Source organism: Rhizobium sp. R711 (assembly GCF_002211365.1).
GTDB lineage: Bacteria > Pseudomonadota > Alphaproteobacteria > Rhizobiales > Rhizobiaceae > Rhizobium.
This window is the reverse complement of sequence record NZ_LOKZ01000039.1, coordinates 93,660-118,998: the sequence shown is the minus strand read 5'-3', so window position 1 is coordinate 118,998 and position 25,339 is coordinate 93,660. Positions and strand designations below refer to the sequence as shown.

Here is a 25,339-nt window from a genome sequence, read left to right as displayed (position 1 = left end):
TTATGCGACGCTGCACCGGCCACCGCGCCACCCTTCAATTGGGCCACGCTCAGATCGCTACAGCTTGTAGCCGATCTGTCGCAGAAGGTCTTTGCGCCACGCAATGTCGGCGTCGGTTTCGACCCCGAGCGGCGAGGCGCCATCCACCACACCGAGCACGCCGCGGCCGAGCTCGGTTTGTGCGACGATCACCTGTGTTGGGTTGGCCGTCGCGCAGTAGATGCGGCAGACCTCGGGCACCGAGCGCACCGCAGCCAGAACGTTGACGGGAAAAAATCCGTCCCCGAGGAAGATCAGGAACGTGTGGCCAGCGCCAATACCAAGTGCATTGTCCCGTGCAAGGGCGATCGCGGATTCGTCATTGCCTGACCATCGCACCAGCCGCTTGCCCGAGGCCTCGCAAAAAGCCAGCCCGAAGCGAATGCCAGGAACCGCACCAACAAGTGCCTCGTGGATGTCTTCCACCGTCTTGATGAAATGCGACTGGCCAAAAATGAAGTTGGCGGCGTCCGGCTTGACGATGGGCACCACGGAAAGTTCCATGGCTGCGCTCCTTCAAGATAGGCAATGTGATGGTAGGTAGGCAAACCACAGGCGGTTTCAAGCCGCCAGGGCGGACACACCCGCGGGGAAGAGCCGGAACGCTGCAATCACCTGGAATGCTGCGCCTATGTTCAAACGCCGCATCGCGTCCTCACGCAAGATCGCGATGCATTTTCGAAAGCACAATGGCTTCCTCCTGAAGGAAAACCGTGTTTTGACATCGGCTGCAGCAACGCTATCCGAGCATACGATCGACCGGAATTTCGAACAGACAGAGCCCGGGCCTCGGTGCGACCCGGGCTCCGTCAGATCACTTGATTTCTGTCACGGTCAGCTTGCCGTCGACCCGCTCGGCCACGAACTCGATGTCCTGGCCCACTTGTAGTTTTTCAAGGAGCGCCGGGTCCTTCATACGAAACACCATGGTCATGGCGGGCATGTCGAGGTTTTTCAGGTCCTCGTGCTTGATGGTGATCTTGTCCGCCTTGGCGTCGATCTTGCTGACGACGCCCTTGGTGAACTCCTGGGCGAAAGCGCCGGATGCGGCTGCAATGCTCAGGGTCACGGCAAACGCGATCTTGCGGATATTCTTCATTGTTCTACTCCTTCACCTTACTTGGCGGCCACGGTCACATCGCCGTGCATTCCAGCCTCGAAATGGCCGGGGATGAGGCAGGCGAACTTGAACTCACCGTCGGTCGTGAACGTCCAGATGATCTCGCCGCTCTCGCCGGCTGCAAGGCGGATTGAGTTGGGATCGGCGTGTTCCATCTCCGGGAAATTTTCCATGACCTTCTTGTGCTCCATGATCTTGTCTTCCCGATCGAGCACGAATTCGTGGTCCGACTGACCAGCGTTCTTGATGGAAATCTTCACTGTCTGGTCCTTGCGGACTTTGAAGACGGCAGGCTGGAAGAGCATCTTGCCGTCGTCCGTTTCCTTCATGGTCACGCGGATGGTCTGGGTAACCTTGGCTTTGTCGCCCGGATCACCGACGGCCATCTTTTCACCGTGTCCGCCTGCGTGATTGCCGGAGGCCAGGGCCGGGGTCGCAAGTGCGGCGATTGCCAGCGCTAGTACATAATTCTTCATGCCTGATCCTTTTTCGGGTTGGGAGATTGGAACCTCAGCCGTTGCTCGGCTTCGGCGTGATTTGCGTTTTCGCATCTTTGGCTTTGGTCGCGTCCGGCAGTTGGCCGGTCCACTCCCATGCCTGCGTCCCGGGCGGGTTCTCGTACCAGCCCGGATCGGAGTAATCGTCCGCAGAGAGACCCTCGCGGACCTTCACGACCGAGAACATGCCGCCCATTTCGATGGGGCCGTGTGGACCCCAGCCCGTCATCATGGGAACGGTGTTCTCGGGAATGGGCATTTCCATTTCGCCCATATCGGCCATGCCCTTGGTTCCCATTGGCATGTAGTCTGGTTGGAGCTTCTTGATCTTCTCCGCGACCTTCGATTTGTCGGCACCGATGAAGGTCGGGATGTCGTGGCCCATCGCATTCATCGTGTGGTGGGACTTGTGGCAGTGGATCGCCCAGTCGCCGAGATACTTGGCATCGAACTCGTAGGCTCGCATCGCGCCTACGGGAATATCGATGCTGACTTCGGGCCAGCGCGCTTCAGGACGCACCCAGCCGCCATCGGTGCAGGTGACCTCGAAGTCGTACCCGTGCATGTGGACAGGGTGGTTGGTCATCGTCAGGTTGCCGACGCGCACTCGCACACGGTCGTTCTTCGAAACCACCAGGGGGCTGATGTCTGGAAACACGCGGCTGTTCCAGCACCACATGTTGAAATCCGTCATCTCCATGATGCGCGGAACGTAGGAGCCCGGATCGATGTCGTAGGCGTTGAGCAGGAACACGAAATCACGGTCGACGCGCATGAACTTCGGGTTTTTGGGGTGGATGACGAAGAAGCCCATCATGCCCATTGCCATCTGGACCATTTCGTCAGAGTGCGGGTGGTACATGAAGGTGCCCGACTTCACGAGGTCGAACTCGTAAACGAAGGTCTTCCCGACCGGGATGTGCGGCTGCGTCAGGCCGCCGACGCCGTCCATACCCGATGGCAAGATCATGCCGTGCCAGTGGATCGTGGTGTGTTCCGGCAGCTTGTTGGTGACGAAGATGCGAACCCGGTCACCCTCGACCGCCTCGATGGTCGGTCCTGGTGATTGGCCGTTGTAGCCCCAGAGGTAGGCGGTCATGCCGTCCGCCATCTCGCGCTCGACGGGTTCCGCGATCAGATGGAACTCCTTGACACCGTTGTTCATCCGATGAGGCAGTGTCCAGCCGTTCAGGGTCACGACGGGCTGGTAGTCGGGACCGGAGGTCGGATGCAGTGGCGGCTGCATATCCGCCGAATCCATTGTCGGCGCATCCGGCAATCCCATTGCCGATGTTTTGGTCCAGGCACCTGCCGCAAGCATCGCAGCTCCAGCGCCGAAAAGTTGTCTTCTGTTGAACATCTGGATGTCCTTTCTCAATGACCGCCGCCGCTCGCTACCGAAGACGATGCGACTTCGGTCTCAGCCGGAGCTGCGGCGGAGCCGCCTCCGTAAACCGACGGTGCAAGGTTCGCCTCGGAGAGCCAGAAGTCGCGCTTCGCGTTGACCGACAGCAGGATCGAATTGGTCTTGTCCCGGGTATCGGTCAGCAGCTCGAAGGTATTGGTGATCATGCCGTTGTAGGTGAGGAGCGACTCTTCCTCGACCTTGGTGCGCAGTGGCACGACGTTGTTGCGGTAATGCCGGGCGATGTCGTAGTTCGAGCGATAGGCTTCGTAGGCTGACCGCGCCTCGGAGCGGACGTTCACAGCCTTCTCGGCCAACTGGTTGGCGGCCCGCATGTAGTCTAGCTCGGCCTTGCGCATCCGCGCCTTGCCCGTGTCGAAGATTGGGATAGCGAACTCCAACTCTACAGCGGCGGTCGTCTCCCACTTTTTCTTGCCATCCTCGACTTCGCGTTCGGCCTCGACGCCCGTCAGGATTTCGAGGTCCGTGACATAGCGCGTGGCTTCGGTGAGCCCATAGGAGCGTGCGGTAGCCTCCAGCTCCAGACGAGCTGCCTGGAGGTCGATGCGGTTCCGCAGCGCTTCGGCTTCGATAGCATCCCGTTTGGCCAGCGACCTGGGCAGCGCCGGAAGGCTGTTGGGGACCTGGTAGTCGACATCGGTCCCCCAGAGGCCCATCAGCCTGGTAAGTTCCTCTTTGGCGAGGCGAGCGGACAACCGGGCTTTTGCGGTTTCCCCCGCCAACTCGGCGACGAAGACGTGCTCTCTGGCCTGGGCTCCCTTGGTCATCGCACCAGTCTCGCCAAGCCTCTCTGCGAGTTCTGAGGCTGCATCGGCCGCCGCCTGGGCGCGTTGTAGTTGCCCGACATTTTCCCACGCCGCGACCGCGTTGATCCAAGCCCGGCGGGTGTCCGCCGCGAGCTGGAGCGTTTTGACCGCAGCATTCAACTGCGCCTGATGGAAGCGGGTATCAGCGATGTCTATGTCCCGCTTCTTGGTCATCAGAGCCAGAAGATTGGTCGTGATCGCCCCTTCAATTGTCCGGAATGCTTCCAATTCGGGCGCACCCATGCCGGAGAAACCAATCGAAACGGTCGGGTTGAGGAGCATCGTCGATTGCCAAGCATCAGCTGCGCTGTCGCCCAGATCGGCATAGGCTGCCTGAAGGCCCTTGTTGTTGATCAGCGCCACCTGAACGGCTGTCTCCGTGTCGAGCACCTTCGTCCGAGCAAGAATCGCCTTGACCTGGGATGAAGCCGCCTGGGCCTGTTGCTGATTTTGCACCCAAACGGTCTGCTTGGAAGCGACGCCGCCGACCTTGGCGGAGACGGTGGAAAAGCCCGCTTCTTTCTTCGCGTACTCGGCGTTGGTGACACAGCCGCCAAGGATCAGCGGGAGGGCCGTGAGAGCTATTGCCCTGTTGATCGCGATCATGATGCGTCTCCGTTCTTCGGAGACGATTGCTCGTTCTGCTGCCGCCAGGGCTTGGGATCGACCGGCTGGCGAGCAACGAAGCCAGATATGGGCGAACGATATCGAAGAGGACGCACCGAGTACGTCTCCCTGACGTCCGCCGACGAGATAACATCGGGAGGTGTGGATGCGCAGCCGCCCACCAACAGGGGCAGCCCCACCACGAATATGGAAGATTTCATCTTAAAAATCCGAATAGCAGATATCGACCGGCAGGCGCGGCTGTCGCCACGGCATGCCTTCCGGACCCGTCACGACGGGCTAAGCGCTATTCAGATGTTAGGCGGCCGGTGGAGGGTCGGCAGTTCGCCAACCAGACTTTGATCGTTGACGAACTGCCGGATGGAAGACACGACGGGTCCGCCCACGTCATGAGCTTCACAAACGATGCCAAGACCGCCACAGAAGTCCTTGCAGCACTGCTGTTTGGCGAACTGGTCCTCATCACCCGAGGTAGACCCGTGATCGTGTTGGTGGACATCTTGAATTGCTTCATGATCGCCGGTCATCGCATGGTCGTGGCCGGACATAGCGTGCTGTTCGTGCTCGCTAGCGGCAACCGCTGACGGTAATTCGGGGAAAGCCGATCCATGCATGGCGGCGTTCGCGTTGGACAACGTGTATCCCGCCAGCGATACGATGATCACCAGCCGCACAAAAATGAGCATTTTGCTCAGTGCGATTCGATACATTTTGCCCATTTCCCAAGTGCTACAGCCAAAGCGACGGCACTTCAATTGCGCCGCCGCACTTCTCAATGATTCGCGACCATTGTGAGGCAGTCGTGGCGGCGTTTACGGCTTGCCACCGTTGGAAGGTCAATACTGCTGAACTGATTTTGCCGCTTTAAGGCTGCTGAGCGAGCAAAGACAGCGGCGAAGGCAAGCAGGGAGACCACAGAGTTCTTGCGAACCATCCCTCCATCGTGGTCTCCCGCGTCCTTCCCAGGAGATGAAGGATAGGGGAACTCTAGGATGAGAAGCAGCTTGGGCAATCGGACTAAAGTCCCACTCACAGCTTCCGTACGCTGGAGGACCGTGGGTTACCTGGCAGTCCAGGTGACTGGCTTGTCATCCCGGGGAAGGATCATGCGATCCATCGTTTCGTCTCTCTTGATCAATGTGCCATATGGCCGCTGCGAAGTGGACGGTGACCAGCGCGAGGATCAGGTACGAGCCGATCACGTGAAGCGGCGCGACGGAGAACGTCAAATAGCTGGCGACAAAGCCAAGTGCAGCTTGTGCGACGAGCGCCGCATAGAAGCCGAAGTGAAGAGCCCTCGCTACCAGCGCGGCACCCGTCGGCGGTTCAGCCATTGACGGCGGCTGCATGATCCTCAGGAGAAGCCGCAGGACCATGACGCCGCCGATGGCCATCCCCGCGTAGTTGTGGACAAGGTGTAGCAGCACATCCACGTGTGACGGCTGTACGCCCATGTGCACGGCATGATGGGTCCGTTCGATACTGCCACCGGTCAGATATTGAACGGAAACCAGGCCGGCCACCACCCAATGCAAGACTATCTGCGAAGCTCTGTAACCGTACCGCATCATTGCCCCAGCGTTTCCGGGAGACAATGCCGTATGGTCGGTAAATTTTCAGTCGTCGAATTCAGGCTATGTTCGAAGTCTCGCGGCAACCAGCGCTCGCCGCCCGCCGTTTACCACTCATTTAGGTTAACTCCACCTTTCACAACTGTGTCATTTCGGTCCGCATCCGAACGTGTACATCTACTGCACGTTTTCCGTGTGAGAGAGGATTAGGTGGCCAAATGAGTCTCGTAGTCAGTCCTGCATCGACCTTGTCGCAAACCTCTCAACCAAGCGGGGCCGTGGCGGTCGGGGCACGCTCCAGCGGCCCAGATATCCTGCGAGCGTTGGCCATCCTTCTTGTTATGCTCGTTCACTTGCCGCTTGAGGCAACGCCCGGCGTTCTGGTCGGGGTCCGCAACTACGGGTGGCTCGGAGTCGATATCTTTTTTGTTCTAAGCGGGTTCCTGATCGGTACTCAGCTGTTTAAGGAGATGTCGCGGACGGGCCGCTTGGACTTCAAGTCGTTCTACCTGAGGCGTGCGTTCCGAATATTCCCGGCGTACTTCGTTGTGCTTGGGCTCTATGCCCTTTTTCCGCTTTTCCGCGACGCTCCGTCGATGCAACCGATCTGGCGTTTCGCGACGTTTACAGTCAATCTTGGCCTTGATCCCCGCAACGGCAATGCGTTCACGCAAGCTTGGACCTTGAGCGTGGAGGAGCAATTCTACCTCGTGCTCCCTGTAATGGTTCTTCTGCTTTGCCGCAAAATCAGCGCGATGTGGGCCCTTCTCCTGACCGTGACGCTTGTCGCCCTCGGCGTAATTCTTCGGTCCTCAATTTGGGACGGTGAGGTTGGTGAGCTGGTCGGGGCTGGACGAGCGCGAGAAGCATTTGCGGTCTACCTGCGGGATATCTACTATCCCACTTACACAAGGTTCGATGGTCTGCTGTTTGGCGTGCTTCTCGCTGCAGCTCGCTTTTTCCGCTCAGACTTGTACCGAAGGGTCTTGCCGCCAGCTGTTGCAGCCTCGGTGGGAGCAGCCTTGGTGGCAGGTGCTATCGTGCTGTTCTCGATCCGAGGTCCGCTCGCTGGGACCAATTTGTTCCTCGTCTTTCAGGCTCAACCTGGAGCGGTCGCTGGTTTCCCACTGATCTCACTCGGGGTAGCGCTTCTCCTTGGTGCTCTTCTCGACCTCGACGAAGTCCTCAGGCGGTGGCCAATTGCAGGCGCAGCGGTGACGGCAACCTTGTCCTACAGTCTCTATTTGACCCACAAATCCGTCTTCAACTTGGACAGGGTCCTCTTGGGTTCGCAAAACCTGCAAGGAATGCAGGGATTTTTCGTCTATATGATGACGAGCTTCATTGCTGCAGTCCTGCTCTGGCTGTTGATCGAAAGGACCTTTCTTCGCATCCGAGACAAAGTCCTGGGCTGAACCAAGGAACTGCGCCATTCGGCTTGCCTTCTGCGACGGCCAATCCATATCCCGGGAAGGGAACAAGTTTCCCTTTTCGCGGTCCGGAGGCGCAAGGAATGCCACGGTGACAGTTTTTCGTAGCAAAGTTGTTCGGCTCCTCGCGGTGCTGATGTTGGCGCTAGCTGCGGCCGGACTAGGTCAATTTGCAGTCGCCGCCAGTCGCCTCGAACATCGTTGCGCTCATGCCGATGACTACCACTCGAATGCGGTGCGCCCGGGTCCGGCCATTTCCCTAACCTGCTGCACCGGCATGCATTGCTGCCCAGTGGTCCCGAACGGACCTGTAGCCGCGACTGTCCTGGATTCGCGGCGTGTCATCTTCTCAGAGGTCCCCCGAGCCAGCCCGCTCTTGTTGATAAGGCCAATCGATCCGCCGCCGAAGACGCTTCTGGCCTGACGGTTCGATCAACCCGATCAATGGAGAATACCGATGAAAACGAGACTCCTTGTTACGACTGTCGCCGCTTCGCTGCTTTCTTTGGCCGCGACCGCAATGGCCCAGGAGATGATCTATCCCGAGAAATGCAAGGGAATGGACATGGCCCAAACGGGCACGCCATCCAGCGGCGGCATGAAGACTGACATGTCTTCCGGCGGCGACATGAAGATGGATATGCCCATGGAAAACATGGGCGACTATCAAAAGGCCGCGATGGAAGGCATGAAGTCGATGCACGACAACATGATGCAGGGAATGATGCAGAAGGACCCCGACGTGGCTTTCGTTTGCGGGATGATCGCCCACCACATGGGCGCGATCACAATGTCCGAGGCCGAGCTGAAGACCGGCGACAACAAGGCGGCCAAGGCAATGGCCAAGAAGGTGATTGCCGCCCAGAAGAAGGAAATCGCCGACATGACCAAGTGGGTCGATAAGGAAGCCAAATAGGAGGCGGTCGTGCACCACCAATCGGAAGAAATGAAGCGTTGCATCGAAGCCTGCTTGGCCTGTTACCAGGAGTGCCTTTCGATGGCGATGAGCCATTGCCTGGAGATGGGCGGCGAACACACGAAGCCTGACCATTTCCGCCTGATGATGGCATGCGCGGAAATGTGCCGGACCTCAGGCCATTTCATGTTGATCGGCACACCGCATCACAAGCACACCTGCCGTGAGTGCGCCGAAATCTGCCGCGAGTGCGCTGCCGATTGCGAACGTATCGGTGACATGGAAAGCTGCGTGGACGCTTGCCGCCGTTGCGCCGAGAGCTGCGAAAAGATGGCCGCCTGACGGCAGTGCGGGAGGGCCTGGAGACTGGCCCTCCCGTTATTGATCGTTCCGTGGAGCCTGAGTGAAGCGGTTTCCGGCCTCCGTCGTCATTTTTGATACGCACCACCTTGCATAGGCTTTTGCCGGGATGCCGCCGAGTTTGCTACCCAGCGGGCTGTGGGAATACGAGTATTCGATTTTGACGATTACCCGCGAGCCGACTGCGATAGGTTTGACGACAAATCCCATATGGTAGGAGTCGATGACCAGCAGCTTCGGACTGCCGAGCGTCTGCCAGGATTTGCGCCAAGGCGGTTGCCACTCCGTAACAATCTCCTCCACGAACAGGTGCATGCCGAGAATTTTGCCGCGCATCTTTATGATGGAGCCAATCACTTGCCCATTTCCCTGGTCGACATCGTACTCCATCGTCGCTCCCAACATCATCAGAGAGGGCCGCTGCATGTGTGCTCCAACGACGGATGGATCATCGAGAAAGGCGAAGACCTGCTGGGGCGGAGCCAGCAGGTCAATGCTACTTGAAGCCGACGCCTCGTAGGTCATCACGCGCCGTCCCGATGGTCATGTCCGCCATGCCCGCCGTGAAACAGGTGCATCAGGGGGCACGCGAGAAGCAGAATGTACGGAGCGATCCCAAGTGCGTGGGCCCAATGCTCCCGCAAGACGAAGAACAACACGATGATGCCCAGTGAGACGGCCATTAAAATCCAGGTGCGCGAGTTCATAGACCGATCCTCCTAAGTCTGAGGGAATTGCCGATAACGCTGACAGAAGAGAGCGCCATGGCGGCGGCAGCGATGATCGGGGAGAGGAGAATGCCGAACGCGGGGTAGAGAGCGCCCGCTGCAATGGGGACTCCTGCGGCATTGTAGATGAAGGCGAAAAACAGGTTCTGCCGGATGTTACGCATCGTTGCCCGACTGAGCTGCTGGGCGCGGGCGATCCCTTGGAGATCGCCTTTGAGAAGGGTGACGCCTGCGCTTTCGATGGCGACGTCTGTTCCCGTTCCCATCGCGATGCCGACATCGGCTGCGGCGAGTGCGGGCGCATCGTTGACCCCGTCACCTGCCATGGCGACAACTCGTCCCTCGCTGCGGAGTTGCGAGACAATCTTGCTCTTGTCCTGCGGAAGAACCTCGGCCTCCACCTTGTTGATGCCAAGCTTGCGCGCAACGGCGGCGGCGGTCGTGGTGTTGTCTCCCGTCAGCATGACAACCTGAACGCCTTCCTTGACCAGTTGCTGGACGGCCTGGTGCGTCGTGGCCTTGATGGGATCGGCGATGGCCAGAAGGCCCGCGAGTTGCCCGTCGGACGCGAGGAAGATGACCGTCGCTCCTTCGTCCCGCAGCTGTTCGGCTCGAGCCGTCAGCGGGAGTACGTCAACGTTTGAATCTTCCATGATCCGGTGGCTGCCCAGTATGAGGTTCTTGCCGTCGACTTTTCCGGTCACGCCCTTGCCGACCGGACTGTCGAAGTCCTCCGCATCTGCAAACGCGATATCCCGCTCTTTGGCTGCATTGACAACGGCATGGGCCAGGGGATGCTCGCTAGAACGTTCGAGGCTTGCGGCTAGTCTCAGAACATCGTCTTCGAAATAGCGCCCGTGAGCGAGGATCGCGGTAAGCTTAGGACGTCCCTCGGTCAGTGTTCCCGTCTTGTCGACTACAAGGGTATCGATCTTTTCGAAGCGCTCCAGCGCCTCAGCGTTCTTGATCAGTATGCCCATACTCGCGCCCCTCCCGACACCCACCATGATTGACATCGGCGTTGCGAGGCCGAGGGCGCAGGGGCACGCGATGATCAGGACGGCAACAGCCGCGACGAGCCCGTGGGCAAATCGCGGCTCGGGTCCGAAAAGCAGCCAGGCGGCGAACGCAACAATCGCGACGACGATGACAACGGGGACGAACCAACCCGATACCTGGTCTGCCAGGCGCTGGATCGGAGCGCGGGATCGCTGGGCGTCGGCAACCATCCGAACGATCTGGGAAAGCATCGTGTCGCGGCCAACCTTGCCAGCTTCCATGACGAACCCGCCAGTCTGGTTCATCGTGCCGCCGATCAGTTTCGAGCCCATCTCTTTGGTGACCGGCATGGATTCGCCGGTAATCATGGATTCGTCGACGGAGCTTCTGCCTTCCAACAGGACACCATCGACAGGCACCTTTTCACCGGGGCGAACGCGAAGGCGATCTCCGACCGCGACCGCGTCCAAACTGACGTCCTCGTCAGAGCCATCTACTTTCACCCGCCGAGCCATTTTAGGCGCGAGATCGAGAAGCGCCCGTATGGCTCCTCCCGTTTGCTCGCGGGCTCGAAGCTCCAGAACCTGACCTAACAGGACGAGAACTGTGATGACTGCGGCGGCCTCGAAATAGACCGCGACAGCGCCTTCGTTCGAGCGGACCGTCTCGGGGAAGATATCGGGACGCAATGTTGCCATGGTGCTGTAAACCCAGGCAACGCCGGTCCCCATGGCGATCAGGGTGAACATGTTGAGATGACGGGTCACAAGCGACTGCCATCCTCTCTGGAAGAATGGCCAGCCTGCCCATAGTACGACGGGTGTCGCGAGCACCATCTGCACCCAGTTGGCGGTGTGCGCTCCCAAAAGCATATGCAGGTTCGTGAGATGCCCACCCATCTCCAACGCGACGACGGGGAGGGCGAGAACGAGGCCGATCCAGAACCGACGTTGCATATCGACCAGCTCGGCGCTCGGACCCGCCTCGGCGGTCACGGCTTCGGGCTCAAGGGTCATCCCGCAGATCGGGCAATTTCCTGGACCAGGCTGCCTGATCTGCGGGTGCATGGGGCAGGTGTAAATGACCGGCTCGCCGGTCACCGGGGGTGGTGGCGATCCCACCATGTGGTTATGGTTGTGATGATGTGGTGATGTCACGGGATACTCCGCGTCTTTCTGTTGTCTCTTCATGCGACCGGGTTCGGCCGCTCTCGATCAATCAAGCGACAGCGCGGGGTGGTCCGACGGAGGGAGGGACAGCGATGCCGGTCAGATGTTCAACCGGTTCCGGGTAGGCGACATCCACGAAAACAGGCAGATCAAGAACCTCGCCGGGTACGGCCTCGGCGACGAACACCTGGCATTGGAGGGCACAGCACTCCTGAGGCGCGTGGTGAAGCTTCGTGGGGTCGCAATCCTCGCCAGATAGGTGAGCCACCGAAACTTGAAGCGAGGTCGGCGGAGAAGCCACCGGCATGAGACCTGGCATTGCCGGGGAGAGGAAAAGCAGGAGTGCGATGAAGACCGCGACCATATCTTTCCGACCTTGACCTCTGGTGAGCCGTTTCGGGCTGAATCTCGCCAATGTCTGCCGATAGCTGAGGCCTCAAAGTAAGACATTGATCCTGATCAAATTCAAGGGTGACGCATATGCAAGTACGCCCATCTTACGTTGAGCGAAGAGGTGCCATGAAGCTCAAAATTATCACCTGCTGTTTGATTTTGTTGCCCCTGGCCGCAGCGCAGACTATCGCCGCTGAGGACGTTGTGGCGATGCGCCAGGCGGACATGAAGGCAATGGCCGCTGCTGCCAAGTTCATCGCTGGCATGTTCAAGGAGCCTTCGACATATCACGCAGCCGAGTTCGGACGGGCGGCTGACACCATTCGCGGCAAGGCTGGCCAGGTATTAATCGGCCATTTTGCGCAGGCAGCCGCTTCTCCGAATTCGAAGGCCAAGCCGAATATCGCCGATGAACCTGAGCGCTTCGACCGTCTTGCCGACGATCTCAAGTCCTATGCCGGAGCGCTCGCTGTCGCTGCCGAGAAGAATTTAACGGCAATGCCGGACAGCATGCGGATGAAACCGGGGGAGCCGATGGGCGGGGGACCGCTTGGCACCCATGTTCGAAGCGAAGAGCAACTCTCATCCATTCCCGCAGAGCATGCCTTCCATTTGATGCTGCAGACCTGCACGACCTGCCACAGCCGGTACCGAACGGAATAGGATTACCGGCGCATTGGTTGCTCAGGCCTGAGGCCGTTGACACCAAAGCGACTGTTCATCGATGGAATATCGTCTCCACCGGACGCATTGGCGAACTCCTCGATGATCGGGCAATCCGGGCGGTCGTCGCCGTGGCAATGGTTTGCCAGATGCTTCAGGGTCTCGGTCATCGCATGGATGGCAGCAGCCTTCCGTTCCAGCTCGGCAATGTGCTCCATCGCGACGGTCTTGACGTCTGCACTGGCACGTGAACGGTCCCTCCACAGAGCAAGCAAGGTCTTCATCTGCTCTACGGAAAATCCGAGATCGCGTGCGCGGCGAATGAAGCGCAGTGTGTGAATGTCGTTGTCCGTGTAGGTGCGGTAACTCGATTCCGTGCGATGAGCGGGCGTGATTAGCTTGATCTGTTCGTAGTAGCGGATCATCTTCGCCGAAACGCCGCTCGCCTTGGCTGCTTGTCCGATATTCATGTTTGAGCTCCTTGAACGGGCGGCCCTGGTGGGCCAGCCCGCTTTCCATGGGTTATGGGTTTACCGAGCGGAGGCGCAAGGCGTTTCCAAGCACGAAGACGCTGGACATCGCCATGGCTGCTGCTGCGAATATCGGCGACATCAGCGTGCCGTTCACCGGGTAAAGCACGCCTGCCGCCACCGGGATCAAGCTGACGTTGTAAGCAAAGGCCCAGAAGAGGTTCTGCTTGATGTTTCCGATTGTCGCCTTGCTGAGGGCGATTGCCTTGGGAACCCCGGTCAGATCGCCCGACATCAGCACGACGTCGGCGCTCTCGATTGCGATGTCCGTGCCCGTGCCGACGGCCAAGCCGACGTCCGCCTCGGTCAATGCCGGAGCATCGTTGATGCCGTCTCCAATGAAGGCGACACTCCGCCCATCTGTCCTCAGGCGCTTGACGGCCTCCACCTTGCCGTCGGGCAGCACCTCGGCCACGACCTCGTCGATGTCGAGCTGGCGAGCGATGGCTTCGGCTGTGCGTCTATTGTCGCCTGTGATCATCGCAACCTTCAGGCCGAGCGCATGCAGCGCCGAGATAGCCGCTGGAGTCGTTTCCTTTACCGGATCGGACACGGCAATGATCGCCGCTAGATTGCCGTCGATGGACGCGTAAAGCGGGGACTTGCCCTGATCGCCAAGGGCGGCCGCCTTCTCGCTAAACCTGCTGATGTCGATACCTGCCTTTTGGAAGGCACGATCAGCACCCACGAGAACCTTGCGGCCGTTCACCGAACCTTCAATGCCGAAGCCTGGATTGGCCTGGATGTCGGCGACCGGAAGCACCCGAATTCCGCGTTCCCATGCGGCTGCGGCCAACGCCTTGGCAATCGGATGTTCCGACAGAGTTTCGACGCTGGCGACCAGTTGCAGCACTTCCGCCTCCGCATAGCCGTCGCGGACATCGATATCGGTCAGTTCGGGCCGCCCCTTCGTGAGCGTGCCGGTCTTGTCGAGGGCGACAACGTCGGCCTCCCGAAGGCTTTGCAGTGCTTCGCCTTTCCGGAACAGGATGCCAAGTTCAGCGGCGCGACCCGTCCCGACCATGATCGATGTCGGTGTCGCCAGGCCCATAGCGCATGGGCAGGCGATGATCAGCACGGCGACCGCGTTGACGAGGGCAAAACTCAGGGCAGGCGACGGGCCAAGCACAAACCAGGCGGCAAAGGTGAGTGCTCCTGCCAGAATGACCGCCGGTACGAACCAGCCGGTCACCTTGTCGACTAAGGCCTGAATTGGCAGTTTCGATCCTTGGGCGGCCTCGACCATCTTGATGATCTGCGCCAGCAGTGTGTCGCTGCCCACCTTTGTTGCCGTGAAGGTGAAAACGCCATTCGTGTTGATCGTCCCACCAACAACTTCACTGTCGACAGCCTTTTCGACTGGTACCGGCTCGCCCGTGATCATGGACTCATCGACATAGGAAATGCCGGTCACGACGACACCGTCGACCGGTACCTTCTCTCCCGGCCTGATGCGGACAAGATCACCGACGACTACATCTTCGATCCGGATTTCGACAAACTCACCGTTGCGCGAGACGAAGGCGGTCTTTGCCTGGAGGCCGATTAGCCGTTTGATGGCCTGGCTGGTCTGGCCCTTGGCACGAGCTTCGAGGAAGCGACCAAGCAGGATCAACGTTACGATGACGGCTGCGGCTTCGTAGTAGACGTTGACGGTCCCAGAGGGCAGCACCGATGGTGCGAAGGTCGCCACGACCGAATACAGCCATGCCGCCGTCGTGCCGAGAACGACCAGCGAGTTCATGTCAGGCGTCCAGCGCAGGAGGTTCGGGACGCCCGTCCGGAAGAAGCGCAGGCCGGGACCAAACAGGACGATGCTCGCGAGGACGAATTGCAGGTACAGGTTGTTCCGCATACCAATGGTGTCCATGATCAACTCATGGACGCCGGGAATGAAGTGCGACCCCATCTCAAGAAGGAAGAGGGGAAGTGTCAGGGCAGCGGAGACGATCAGCAGCGCCTTGAGTTTCGAGATTTCGGCCGCGCGATGATCCTTGGGTTCTTCCGTGGCGGTCGCCGCTAGCCGACGAACATCGTAGCCAGCATTTCTCACCGCCGTTTCCAGGGCGGATGTCTGTACCGCGCTGGTAGCGAGCCGAATGGTCGCCCGCTCGGTCGCCAGGTTCACAGATGCGTCTATGACGCCGGGGACGGCTTTGAGCGCCTTCTCAACTCTGGCGACGCAGGAGGCGCATGTCATGCCTTCGATGCCGAATTCCCGGGTCTCGGTCTTGGCTTGATAACCGGCGCTTTCAATCGCGCGTAAGACCGATCCGATATCGACAACGTCCTTGAACGTCACCGTCGCTCGCTCGGTCGCGAGATTGACCGATGCGGTGTTGACACCTGGAAGAGCCCAAATCGCCCTCTCCACGCGGGCGACGCAGGATGCACATGACATGCCGTCGATTTCGAACTCGGTCGGAATGGGTATCGATGTGCTTTTTTCGAACGGCGAGAGTGCAGTCATGGGAGAATCCTCATTTCACTGCATAGATAAGTAATCCTTCCCATGATGGGAAGGTCAAGGGTTATCCTTCACCTGTTTGATGTGGATCAACGCCGCGTCAAGCCGTCATGTTTACTGTGGCAGTCGGTCCCTAATAGGCTGGATGGCATGGCAGCGAATTTTCATAGAGCAATGATGCGATTGGTCGGAATGGTCGTTTTGACCATTGGCCTGGTATTGGCGTCGGTTGCCGCCGCACATGCTCACCCTTGCGCTGATGGCTCAGTGCGTGGGCAGCTCCTGTTGCAGGGGCACCCTGAAGCGGCGGCGGGCCGTGCCCATCGCCACTCCGACCCGTCGCATCTGGCAGCCGGAAACTGCTGTGTCTCGATTTGCTCGATATGCGCAGCACCGATAGGTACGGGAACTTCGGTGTTCCAGCCGGTCTCCCACCCTGTTGTCTATCTCGTTCAGGTATCGCCCTTGACGGGAAATGCGGTGCCGCCCGGGCTCGATCCGCCCCGTTTTGCTGTCTGACGTTTCTCCGCTGGCGCAATGCGCCGAGATTCTCGAAACCGGACAACGACATGTACAGACGCGAATTTCTTACCCGCACGATGGCTGCCGCCGCCTATGCCGTGGTCAATCCCGTCACCACCCCGGCAAGTGCCGAGACCAATACTGTGGCGGGATCAACCGGGAAACTGAACATCGTCAAGAGAACCATCGAGGTGAATGGAAAGCCTGCGAGCGTCCTCGGCCTGACGCGGCCAGATGGCTCGCCAGGGCTGATACTCGACGCCGACGCGGCTTTCGATGTCGAGCTGTCCAGCCAGATCGACGCGCCAACACTGATCCACTGGCATGGGCTGACACCGCCGTGGGAGCAGGACGGCGTACCTGACAATCCCGCCGCTCTGATCAAATCGGGAAAAACCCGGCGCTATAACTTCCCCCTTGCATATGGTGGAACGCACTGGATGCATGCCCATACGCTGCAGGAGCAAAGCCTCCTTGCAGCGCCGTTGATCATCCACACGGCCGAAGACAAACGACGCGACGAACAGGAGGTCGTCGTTCTACTGCACGACTTTTCGTTCAAATCGCCTGAGGAACTGCTTGCCGGTCTAAAAGGAAAGGGCAGCGCGGGTAGGGGCATGTCGGCGCATAACATGGGTTCCATGATGAACATGTCCGGCCATTCCATGACGATGGACATGGGCAACATGCCCATGGGTCAACGAATGACGATGGGAGCAATGGACATCAACGATATCGAATACGATGCCTATCTCGCCAATGACCGCACGCTCGATGATCCTGAAATCTTCCAGGTCGAGAAGGGCGGACGGGTTCGAATCCGTTTGATCAATGGCGCGACTGCGACCGGCTTCACCATCGACACGGGCGGAATGGACGCTACGCTCGTTGCTGTCGACGGCCACGATATCGAGCCTGTCCAGGGGCGGCAGTTTCCGGCCACGATGGGCCAACGTCTCGATATTGTTTTGGAGATTCCAAAAGAGGGCGGCAGCTACCCAATTCTTGCTCGTCGCGAGGGCGCTCCTCAACAAACCGGATTCATCCTTGCCACGGCTGGTGCGAACATCTCAAGAATTGCCACGACTGGCGATGCGAAAGGTCCGCTTCTTGGGCTCGATCTCGAACAAGTTTTACGTCCACTGAAGCGCAATGATGATCGCCCGACCGAAAGGTCGTACGGGGTCACCCTGACTGGAGATATGGCGAAGTACAGCTGGAGCATCCAGGCGGACGCTCTTGAAGTTGCCGGGGGAAACCGCGTCGAAGTTGCGATGAGGAACATGTCGATGATGTCACATCCGATGCATCTGCACGGCCACACGTTCCAGGTGATCGGCGTCAACGGTCGGACAATAAACGGGGCTGTTCGCGATACTGTGCTGCTACCGATGATGTCGCATGTCACCATCGCCTTCGACGCCGATAATCCGGGCTGCTGGCCGTTCCACTGCCATCACCTCTACCATATGGCGAGCGGGATGATGACCAATGTCGCGTATCAGGCTTAAGGTAAGTATCGGGAGAGCTGCAAGGGCGGCGCTCCCGAAATCCTAAAGCGACGTGAGGCTGCTCGGATATCCGGCACTCTCGATGGCCGCTGCTATCGCGGCAGGGTCGAGCCTCGTTTCCACCTTGGCCGTCCGCGTGGCGAGATCGATCTTGGCTCGAGCGTCGGGATCAGCGGCCTTGATCGCCTTTTCCACTGCACCCGCACAGTGGCCACAGGTCATGTTCTGGATAGTGAATTCGTACATGGAAGGTCTCCAATTCAACGTGACAAGGACTATGTGGGGCTTCCCATGGTGGGAAGGTCAAGAGGGAACGCAAGCACGCTCGGCCGCGGTTTGATCCGGTTTATGAGCATGAATCGGGAGAAGAGACAAAGAATGAATCGAAGCGCTTTGTTCGGAATTAGGTAGCAAAAACCACCAGACCTGAAATGGCATCCCGACTACCCTAGTTCCAATGAAAAACGGAGCCTCCAATGAGTGTAGCGTAGGAGTTGAAGCGGAAGCGGGCCGCGTTGGTCGGGAGGTTGCAGCAGATTGCGACGGAGCAAATCGAGATTCATGCGCTCATGGGCGCGCTGGATCGCGTCGTCCTGAGCTATGAGCCTGGCGTCAGCGCTGACTGGACCTAGACGGGGTAACCGCTCTCGAAAGGCTAAGCCTGATTACCAGAGCGACGCGGATAGGCTGACGGCTTTCACCCCGCCCGAGGGCGAACCGTATGGGGCAGCGTTGACCTCCTCGCCTCAACTTCCGCCAACTTGCTCTTCAACTCCGCGACGGCCGACAAATGCAGACCATGGAGCAAAATCTTTACACTCAGAATCCTGCGGCATTTGCTACATGAGGCCGGCAATTTGAGCGAAATTGTCGCTTTAGTTCAGCGATATAAATCGCTTTTGGTGGTCTTTGCTACCTAATGCCGCTTTGTTTGGCAGGTCACCAGACAGGTTCGGGGCTTGCCCGGTGCTCGTTTTTGCAGGGTTGAGCTGTGCGAGGACCCAGCTGCAGTTCTTGCGGGTCGTGCGGCCCGTGCAATGGCTGACGCTGCCTTAAAGCGTCATCCACGCGGAAACGGATATCCCGTTTCTGACGATGAAGCTGGGCATCATCCCAAGCAAGGATGCCATACCCGCTGTCATGGACGACAACATTTTCGTAGGAAACATATCGTTGGAGGGCGGCCAAGCGGCAAGAAATAAGCGACCGCTCAATTGCGCTCTTGCGACTTCGCGATGCCATCGAACGATCCTTGTGAAAAAGGTTCGCTATGCGTCCAGAACCGGGTTTTCGAGTTTAGAACAGTTCACAGGCAAGGGAGACCTATTGAAATCCCGGCCGACCAGTAATACCTTTTAAAGTGCGAGTATTACAAGGGCTCAGGAATGACGACGACCGTTACATCAAAGGGACAGGTCACCATCCCAAAGGCGGTGCGGGAACTGCTTGGCATCGCCCCGGGAAGCAAGGTCGACTTCCATAGAACTGCGGATGGGAGTGTCGTTCTCACGCGTGCTGACAAAAAGCAGCCCGCAAGCCGTTTCCAGCGACTTCGAGGTCATGCGGGAAAGGGGCTTAGCACTGACGCCATCATGGCACTGACGCGTGGTGAAGAGTGACACTTGTCGACACGAACATCTTGCTCGATCTCGTGACCAACGACCCAATTTGGGCCGATTGGTCGATCCAGCAACTTGAAGACGCGAGCCTTGCAGGGCCGTTGTTGATCAACGACGTCGTCTACGCCGAAATTGCGGTTCGCTACGAACGGATCGAAGACCTTGATTCGTTTATAGAAGATGCTGATCTTGTGATGACACCGTTTCCGCGGGAAGCGCTTTTTCTTGCGGGCAAGGTGTTTACGCAATATCGCCGCGTTGGAGGGTCCCGGACAGGCGTACTACCCGATTTTTTCATCGGCGCACATGCAGCCGTTCGGCAACTGCCACTGCTGACGCGAGACGTCAGTCGCTATCGGTCATACTTCCCGACCGTCGAGCTGATCTCGCCGACCTCATGAAGGAATTTTGGAAAATACTGCCGCCTGCCCGACGCGGCAGGCAAGTTGGTTCGCGCGGTCAAGCCAGGCAGCGAGCCTGAATGCCTGGTCGGGTATTTAGCGCGACATTTTCGGTTGGCTCTGAGATGGTGTCAGGAAGGGAGACGTCGTCGCAAAAGATCATCCTGTCGGTCGAGCTTGTGGCGAAGATGGATGGCGTCCTCAGGCAGCTGATCACATTTGCTAGGCTCATTCGCAATGTCTGCTCTATTGCGCAGTTTGATCGCCGCGGAGGCTCCTTGGCCGTTTGACGGGAGGTGCCGCGACAGAGTGGCGCTTGACGAGAGAGCATTCGAGCTTCGTAATGGGATAACGCTTCTTGCCGGGAAGGCTTTCCGGGTTGAGATGTTCGATCGACCATTGGCCCATGGCTAGATGAGGAAGGACAGAAGTCGTTAGTGGAGGGACGAGATGCCGCGAGATTTCTTCGTCGTCGTAACCCACCACAGACATGTCTTGGGGAATGCGAAGACCGGCCTCCTTCAGCGCCTCGTAGCATCCGATCGCAGTTCTGTCGTTTTGGCAGAAGATCGCTGTCGGCGGCTCCTTCAGAGCCAACAGCTCCATTGTCGCGGAATAGCCAGCGCTGGCCGACCAGTTGCCTTCGATGACCAGTTCAGGATCGAAGGGAATATCGGCGGTCGCGAGCGCACGGCGGTATCCGGTCAGTCGGTCCTGCGCTGCCTGCATCCAGATTTCGCCGGTGATCGTCGCAATGCGATGGTGTCCGTGCGCGATCAGATGCCGGGTAGAACTCTGTCCGCCAGCGATTTCGCTCGGCACAACGCAGGGAAATGCATAATCCGCCGTATAACAGTTTAGCAGTACCGTCGGGATGTTGAGCTTGTAAAAATAGGGGGGAAGCTCAACCTCACGCGTGTAGATTGTCATGTAAATGAGCGCCGATATGCCGCCGCTCGTCAACGCTTCGATCGCCCTTGGCTCCATGACGGGATCGCTGAGAGTTTGCGTTACCAACAGGACATTGCCGGCGTTCCAGGAAGCCTGCCGCGCCCCTTCAATCGCAACGATCGCTTCCGGGCTGGTCGCGAGCTGGTCGACGGCGAAACCGATCACGTTGTCCAGACCCGAGTAGGAGGTCTGCGTTGCATAAGTCGCCCCCATATAGCCAAGCGCGCGTGCTGCCTCGAACACGCGGTCCCGGGTCTGCTGCGAGATGCGGGTGCCGGGCGTGTTGTTAAGGACGAAGGAGACGGCCGCCTGCGAGCAACCGGCCGCCTTGGCAATATCCATCATGGTCACGCGCTCGGGGCGAAAAGCCTTTCGGTTTCGCGAAGGCTTGCTTGTCGCAGGCCCGTTCTCGTCCGAGATCTTGGTCTTTCCCATTTCCTGCAGGACCTTTGCACGATCGGTGAAAGTGCATGATTGATGATTTATGGTAATAATATTAGCACTCATTCGTCGTGATTAGCAATCACATGAAAGTTGAATAACTATGGTAAGTAAACGACCATTTCTCAGCACAAAATCCATTTCACGATGCTGTTCTATGAAATGTTTTGATCCATATTGATAATACTATTTACTAATTAGAATTCTTGTATACCGTCAGGGGGCGAACGGAACCTATGCCACTCGTCGCTCTGTGACGACCCTTGGAGGGGGCGCGCATCCGGCCGGCCGCAAGTCACAAATGGGCCCGTGCTACCGGCCCTTCGGGAGGTGTATGATGAAGCAGCTGAAACGCAATGCAGCCTTGTTCCTCACCGGATTGATGCTGAGTGCCGCGCCGGTGGCGGTATCTCACGCTGCCGACAAGCCCACGCTCGCCTTCGTGGTCAATGGCGCGTCCGACTTCTGGAAGGCCGCCGAGGCGGGCGTGAAGAAGGCACAGGCTGAGATGCCAGACTACAACATGGAGCTGAAGTATCCTGAACAAGCGTCAGTCGCGGTTCAGCAGCGCTTGATGGAAGATCTAGTTAGTGCAGGCGTCAAGGGCGTCATGGTCTCCGCTGTCGATCCCAAGACCCAAACTGAGGGCCTGAACAAAATTGGTTCGCAGACCGCACTCTTTACCACCGACAGCGACGCACCGCAGACCAACCGTGTTGCCTATATTGGTTCATCCAACATTGACGCTGGCAAGCAGGCCGCTGAAATCGCCAAGAAGGCAATGCCCGATGGCGGCAAGTGCATCGGCTTCGTCGGACTTCTCGGCGCAGACAATGCCAAGGAACGCATCGAGGGCATGAAGGACGGGCTTAAGGGAACGAAGATCGAGCTGACGGATGTACGCGGCGACGATATTGACCAGACCCGAGCCAAGAAGAACGTGGAGGACGCGCTGGTTGCCAGCCCCGACGTGACCTGCATGGTCGGCTTTTACTCCTACAACACGCCGCGCATCTATGAGGCGTTGCGCGACGCAGGCAAACTCGGCCAGATCACCGTCGTCGGCTTCGATGACGATCCGATCACACTGGGTGGTGTCAAGGAAGGCACGGTCGCGGCGACCGTCGTGCAGCAGCCGTTCGAATGGGCCTACCAGGGCATGAAGCTGATGGCGGCCTATCTCAAGGGCGACAAGTCTGGCGTTCCAGACAACGGTCTGATCATCATCCCGACGGTAATTATCGGCAAGGATGACGTCGACAAGTATGCCGCCAACCTGAAGGCCATGGCCGGCAAGTAGTCCCTCCTCGCGGCGGCGGCACCAGTCGCCGCCGCGAGCAATGTTTCATGCCGACAGCATCAGCAGCCATGGACCGGCAATGAACTACAGCTCCGACATTCCCTCAACAGACGTGTGCACGACACCGTTCCTTTCTCTTTCCGGTGTCGGAAAGACTTATCCGGGCGTTGTCGCACTTGACGGCCTTTCACTGGACATCATGCCCGGCGAAGTCATTGGCCTCGTCGGCGAGAACGGGGCAGGAAAATCGACGCTCATGAAGATCCTCGGCGGCGTGATCGCGCCCGACCGCGGCACGATCCTGCTCGACGGGACGGAGCTTCAGTCGCTCAGTGTCGAATCGAGCATCTCGTCGGGTATCGCTTTCGTCCATCAGGAACTCAATCTCTTCGAAAACCTCGACGTCGCCGCCAATATCTTCCTAGGCCGCGAGCCGTTGAAGGGACCTCTCAAGCTCGTCGATCGTGATCGACTGCGGCAGATGGTAAGGCCGCTTCTGAAGCGCGTAGGGGCGCATTTTTCCGCCGACACTCCCGTGGCGTCGCTTTCGCTTGCCGAGCAGCAGATGGTGGAAATCGCCAAGGCATTGTCGATCAATGCGAGGCTCGTCATCTTCGATGAGCCCACATCCAGCCTTCCGTTGGCCGAAACCGAGCGGCTTTTGAGCATAATCAAATCCCTGAAAGCGGATGGCATCAGTGTCATTTTCATCTCGCATCGCCTGCATGAGGTCGAGCGCGTTGCCGACCGCGTCGTCGTTCTACGCGATGGCACGCTCGCCGGCACGCTAGCCAAGGCCGAGATTGGCCACGATCAGATGGTCAAGCTGATGATTGGCAGGGTGCTTGCGGCACGCACGGCGAAGCCGCAGCGCGCGCCCGGCTCCGTTGCGCTGGCAGCAAGCAGCGTGCGTACCGCGGCCTATCCATCCCGACCTGTTGATCTGGACATCCGGTATGGAGAAATCCTCGGGCTTGCCGGCCTTGTCGGCTCGGGGCGCACCGAACTCGCAAGGGTGCTCTTCGGCATTGACCGGAGTTACGGCGGAACCATTCTGCAGGACGGCCATCAAATTGTCGTCGCTTCCGCGCGTGAGGCCGTCGCTCGCGGGATTTTTCTGGTGCCCGAGGACCGCAAGCGCAACGGCATTCTCCTCGATTTCCCGATTGCCCAAAATATCACACTTGCCGATCTTCCCAAGCTTGCCAATCGCCACATGCTCTCGGCCGACCGAGAAACGGCGACGGCCGAGAAGCAACGCCTTCGCCTTGGCATCAAGGCACCTTCCGTTTCGACCCGGACCGGCACTTTGTCGGGTGGCAATCAGCAGAAGGTGGTGCTTGCCAAATGGCTGTCGATGAGCCCGAAGGTGATGATCTTTGACGAGCCGACACGCGGCATCGATATCGGGGCGAAGAACGAAATCTACGGGCTGATGCGGTCCCTTGCTGATGCTGGCGTCGCCATCCTGATGATCTCGAGCGATATGGAAGAGGTGATTGGCGTTTCTGATCGCATCGCTGTCATGCATGAGGGTCAGATCGCCGGGATTTTGGAAGAGGACGACTTCAGCCAGGAAAGCGTTCTTTTGCTTGCCGTCGGCAAGAGCGTAAAATAGCGGCCGCGGCCACCATGAACAGGTTTCGGGGAACGGATCTCGAATGATCAAGAAAGACCTTGGATTGCTGCTTTTGATCGTCGTCGTCGGCATCGTCGTCGCCATCATCAATCCGCGATTCTTGCTGCCGATCAATCTGGCGAACACTGCCAACCTGATTGGCCTGTTTGGCATTCTTTCGATCGGCCAGGCCTTTGTCATTATTACAGGCGGTATCGAGCTTTCCGTCGGCTCGCTCGTCGCGCTTCTCGGTGTCCTGTTCATCGATTTCATTGCGGTGGAGGATATGTCCTGGATGTTGGCGCTGCCGCTCATCCTCGTGCTTGGCGCGCTCATCGGTGCCATTCATGGGTGGCTGATTACCAGGCTGGTTCTGCAGCCCTTCGTCGTGACGTTATGCGGCTTGCTGATCTATCGTGGGGCTGCACGGTTCTATACCGCCGACGGGACGGCGGGATTTGCCTTCGGCCAGAATTTCCCTGACCTCGAATTTCTGACGGCGGGCCGGCTCTACGGCGTTCCAAACACCTTTATCGCGCTCACCATCATTACTGTGATCATGTGGGTGGTGCTGCATCGCTCCGTATTCGGGCGCTATCTTTACGCAATCGGCAAGAACGAGGAGGCAGCCCGCTATTGCGGCATTCGCACGGGTCGCATGATCATGTCGGCCTACATCATCTGCGGATTGCTCACTGCGCTTTCGGCGATCTATTTTGCCATGTACACGCGCTCGATTTCACCAGCAAGCCACGGGCAGTTCTACGAACTCTACGCTATTGCCGCTGCCGTGCTTGGCGGATTTTCACTGCGCGGCGGTGAGGGATCGATCATCGGCGTCGTGCTCGGTACCGTTTTGCTCCAGGAGTTGCAGAACCTCGTGAACCTGCTCGGCATCCCGTCGTCGCTGAATTTTGCCGTTATGGGCGGTGTGATCCTGATCGGCGTCCTGATCGACCAGCAATGGCATGCAATCCGGGCACAACGACGTCTCGTGGCCGCAGCCCGACAGACCGACGCCCGCCTTCACGACGAGGGTTCATTGCCAATGGTTGCCAATCAGGACTAGATCCGTTGAACCACGCCACACGGGTTTAAACGCTGTGCACGGGCACGAAGCTCGGCGAGATCGCCGTGCGCAGCCTCAAGGGGTGACTCGCGCCTGACGAGGCACGTACGTTCAGTGGCCATTCTTTAGTCGGCCGTGAAGTATCCGGAAGCGATTGATATTTCGC

At 58.7% G+C, this 25,339-nt stretch carries 25 protein-coding genes and 1 pseudogene; 11 read left to right on the top strand and 15 right to left on the bottom strand.

What is annotated here, in order from left to right; all coding sequences use genetic code 11:
- Positions 1-57 precede the first annotated feature (57 nt).
- From ATY80_RS27915 to ATY80_RS27880, 8 genes and pseudogenes are all read right to left on the bottom strand, one after another.
- Positions 58-543, bottom strand: a complete 486-nt coding sequence (locus tag ATY80_RS27915) for an adenosine-specific kinase (RefSeq protein ID WP_088695515.1) — start codon at positions 541-543, stop codon at positions 58-60.
- Between the two features lie 310 nt (positions 544-853).
- Positions 854-1,138 carry a copper-binding protein gene (locus ATY80_RS27910; RefSeq protein WP_088695514.1) on the bottom strand — a complete coding sequence of 95 codons (285 nt, stop codon included), beginning with the start codon at positions 1,136-1,138 and terminating at the stop codon, positions 854-856.
- A gap of 17 nt (positions 1,139-1,155) precedes the next feature.
- On the bottom strand, positions 1,156-1,635 hold the full coding sequence (locus ATY80_RS27905) for a plastocyanin/azurin family copper-binding protein (protein WP_088695513.1): 480 nt from the start codon (positions 1,633-1,635) through the stop codon (positions 1,156-1,158).
- Positions 1,636-1,669: 34 nt separating this feature from the next.
- On the bottom strand, positions 1,670-3,016 hold the full coding sequence (locus tag ATY80_RS27900; protein WP_088695512.1) for a copper oxidase: 1,347 nt from the start codon (positions 3,014-3,016) through the stop codon (positions 1,670-1,672).
- A 14-nt stretch (positions 3,017-3,030) separates the two neighbouring features.
- On the bottom strand, positions 3,031-4,494 hold the full coding sequence (locus ATY80_RS27895) for a TolC family protein (RefSeq protein WP_088695511.1): 1,464 nt from the start codon (positions 4,492-4,494) through the stop codon (positions 3,031-3,033).
- On the bottom strand, positions 4,491-4,715 hold the full coding sequence (locus ATY80_RS29905; RefSeq protein ID WP_088695510.1) for a hypothetical protein: 225 nt from the start codon (positions 4,713-4,715) through the stop codon (positions 4,491-4,493). The genes ATY80_RS27895 and ATY80_RS29905 overlap by 4 nt, the downstream gene beginning before the upstream one ends.
- 90 nt (positions 4,716-4,805) lie before the next feature.
- Entirely contained in the window at positions 4,806-5,225 is a 420-nt protein-coding gene (locus ATY80_RS27885) for a hypothetical protein (protein WP_088695509.1), read from the bottom strand.
- A 350-nt stretch (positions 5,226-5,575) separates the two neighbouring features.
- Positions 5,576-6,083: pseudogene (locus ATY80_RS27880) on the bottom strand (cytochrome b/b6 domain-containing protein).
- A 221-nt stretch (positions 6,084-6,304) separates the two neighbouring features.
- Here ATY80_RS27880 and ATY80_RS27875 point away from each other — a divergent pair.
- From ATY80_RS27875 to ATY80_RS27865, 3 genes are all read left to right on the top strand, one after another.
- Positions 6,305-7,501 (top strand): acyltransferase, encoded by a 1,197-nt coding sequence (locus ATY80_RS27875; protein WP_088695508.1) that lies wholly within the window; start codon positions 6,305-6,307, stop codon positions 7,499-7,501.
- A 472-nt stretch (positions 7,502-7,973) separates the two neighbouring features.
- Positions 7,974-8,432 carry a DUF305 domain-containing protein gene (locus ATY80_RS27870; RefSeq protein ID WP_088695507.1) on the top strand — a complete coding sequence of 153 codons (459 nt, stop codon included), beginning with the start codon at positions 7,974-7,976 and terminating at the stop codon, positions 8,430-8,432.
- Between the two features lie 9 nt (positions 8,433-8,441).
- Positions 8,442-8,774: a four-helix bundle copper-binding protein gene (locus tag ATY80_RS27865; protein WP_088695506.1), complete on the top strand. Its 333-nt coding sequence runs from the start codon at positions 8,442-8,444 to the stop codon at positions 8,772-8,774.
- A gap of 36 nt (positions 8,775-8,810) precedes the next feature.
- On the opposite strand, the gene ATY80_RS27860 is transcribed toward ATY80_RS27865, so the two are convergent.
- From ATY80_RS27860 to ATY80_RS27850, 3 genes are read right to left on the bottom strand one after another with little or no spacing between them, the layout of a single operon-like run.
- Positions 8,811-9,317, bottom strand: coding sequence for an SRPBCC family protein (locus ATY80_RS27860; RefSeq protein ID WP_088695505.1), 507 nt, complete (start codon positions 9,315-9,317; stop codon positions 8,811-8,813).
- Complete coding sequence (locus tag ATY80_RS27855) at positions 9,317-9,499, bottom strand: DUF2933 domain-containing protein (protein WP_088695504.1); 183 nt, start codon at positions 9,497-9,499, stop codon at positions 9,317-9,319. Before ATY80_RS27855 ends, ATY80_RS27860 begins: the two co-directional genes overlap by 1 nt.
- Positions 9,496-11,643 (bottom strand): copper-translocating P-type ATPase, encoded by a 2,148-nt coding sequence (locus tag ATY80_RS27850; protein ID WP_088695503.1) that lies wholly within the window; start codon positions 11,641-11,643, stop codon positions 9,496-9,498. The genes ATY80_RS27855 and ATY80_RS27850 overlap by 4 nt, the downstream gene beginning before the upstream one ends.
- 148 nt (positions 11,644-11,791) lie before the next feature.
- Between ATY80_RS27850 and ATY80_RS29170 the strand changes: the two genes are divergently transcribed.
- Both ATY80_RS29170 and ATY80_RS27840 read left to right on the top strand, forming a co-directional pair.
- A complete protein-coding gene (locus ATY80_RS29170) occupies positions 11,792-11,947 on the top strand; it encodes a hypothetical protein (RefSeq protein ID WP_189637285.1) in 156 nt (51 codons plus the stop codon).
- A 260-nt stretch (positions 11,948-12,207) separates the two neighbouring features.
- A complete protein-coding gene (locus tag ATY80_RS27840) occupies positions 12,208-12,744 on the top strand; it encodes a cytochrome c (RefSeq protein WP_088695501.1) in 537 nt (178 codons plus the stop codon).
- A 2-nt stretch (positions 12,745-12,746) separates the two neighbouring features.
- On the opposite strand, the gene cueR is transcribed toward ATY80_RS27840, so the two are convergent.
- Both cueR and ATY80_RS27830 read right to left on the bottom strand, forming a co-directional pair.
- Positions 12,747-13,214 (bottom strand): Cu(I)-responsive transcriptional regulator, encoded by a 468-nt coding sequence (gene cueR / locus ATY80_RS27835; protein ID WP_088695500.1) that lies wholly within the window; start codon positions 13,212-13,214, stop codon positions 12,747-12,749.
- A gap of 52 nt (positions 13,215-13,266) precedes the next feature.
- Positions 13,267-15,744: a heavy metal translocating P-type ATPase gene (locus tag ATY80_RS27830; RefSeq protein ID WP_088695499.1), complete on the bottom strand. Its 2,478-nt coding sequence runs from the start codon at positions 15,742-15,744 to the stop codon at positions 13,267-13,269.
- A gap of 566 nt (positions 15,745-16,310) precedes the next feature.
- Here ATY80_RS27830 and ATY80_RS27825 point away from each other — a divergent pair.
- On the top strand, positions 16,311-17,774 hold the full coding sequence (locus ATY80_RS27825) for a multicopper oxidase domain-containing protein (protein ID WP_088695498.1): 1,464 nt from the start codon (positions 16,311-16,313) through the stop codon (positions 17,772-17,774).
- 42 nt (positions 17,775-17,816) lie between these two features.
- Here the strand turns inward: ATY80_RS27825 and ATY80_RS27820 are convergent, their stop codons facing one another.
- Complete coding sequence (locus tag ATY80_RS27820; protein WP_088695497.1) at positions 17,817-18,020, bottom strand: heavy-metal-associated domain-containing protein; 204 nt, start codon at positions 18,018-18,020, stop codon at positions 17,817-17,819.
- A 1,139-nt stretch (positions 18,021-19,159) separates the two neighbouring features.
- Here ATY80_RS27820 and ATY80_RS27805 point away from each other — a divergent pair.
- A complete protein-coding gene (locus ATY80_RS27805; protein WP_088695495.1) occupies positions 19,160-19,393 on the top strand; it encodes an AbrB/MazE/SpoVT family DNA-binding domain-containing protein in 234 nt (77 codons plus the stop codon).
- Positions 19,390-19,794: a type II toxin-antitoxin system VapC family toxin gene (locus ATY80_RS27800; RefSeq protein WP_088695494.1), complete on the top strand. Its 405-nt coding sequence runs from the start codon at positions 19,390-19,392 to the stop codon at positions 19,792-19,794. Before ATY80_RS27805 ends, ATY80_RS27800 begins: the two co-directional genes overlap by 4 nt.
- A gap of 246 nt (positions 19,795-20,040) precedes the next feature.
- On the opposite strand, the gene ATY80_RS27795 is transcribed toward ATY80_RS27800, so the two are convergent.
- Positions 20,041-21,090, bottom strand: coding sequence for a LacI family DNA-binding transcriptional regulator (locus tag ATY80_RS27795; RefSeq protein ID WP_088695619.1), 1,050 nt, complete (start codon positions 21,088-21,090; stop codon positions 20,041-20,043).
- Positions 21,091-21,523: 433 nt separating this feature from the next.
- Between ATY80_RS27795 and ATY80_RS27790 the strand changes: the two genes are divergently transcribed.
- From ATY80_RS27790 to ATY80_RS27780, 3 genes are all read left to right on the top strand, one after another.
- Entirely contained in the window at positions 21,524-22,486 is a 963-nt protein-coding gene (locus tag ATY80_RS27790) for a sugar-binding protein (RefSeq protein ID WP_088695493.1), read from the top strand.
- Between the two features lie 79 nt (positions 22,487-22,565).
- Entirely contained in the window at positions 22,566-24,104 is a 1,539-nt protein-coding gene (locus ATY80_RS27785; RefSeq protein ID WP_088695618.1) for a sugar ABC transporter ATP-binding protein, read from the top strand.
- Between the two features lie 43 nt (positions 24,105-24,147).
- Complete coding sequence (locus ATY80_RS27780) at positions 24,148-25,173, top strand: ABC transporter permease (protein WP_088695492.1); 1,026 nt, start codon at positions 24,148-24,150, stop codon at positions 25,171-25,173.
- The last annotated feature ends 166 nt before the right edge of the window (positions 25,174-25,339 follow it).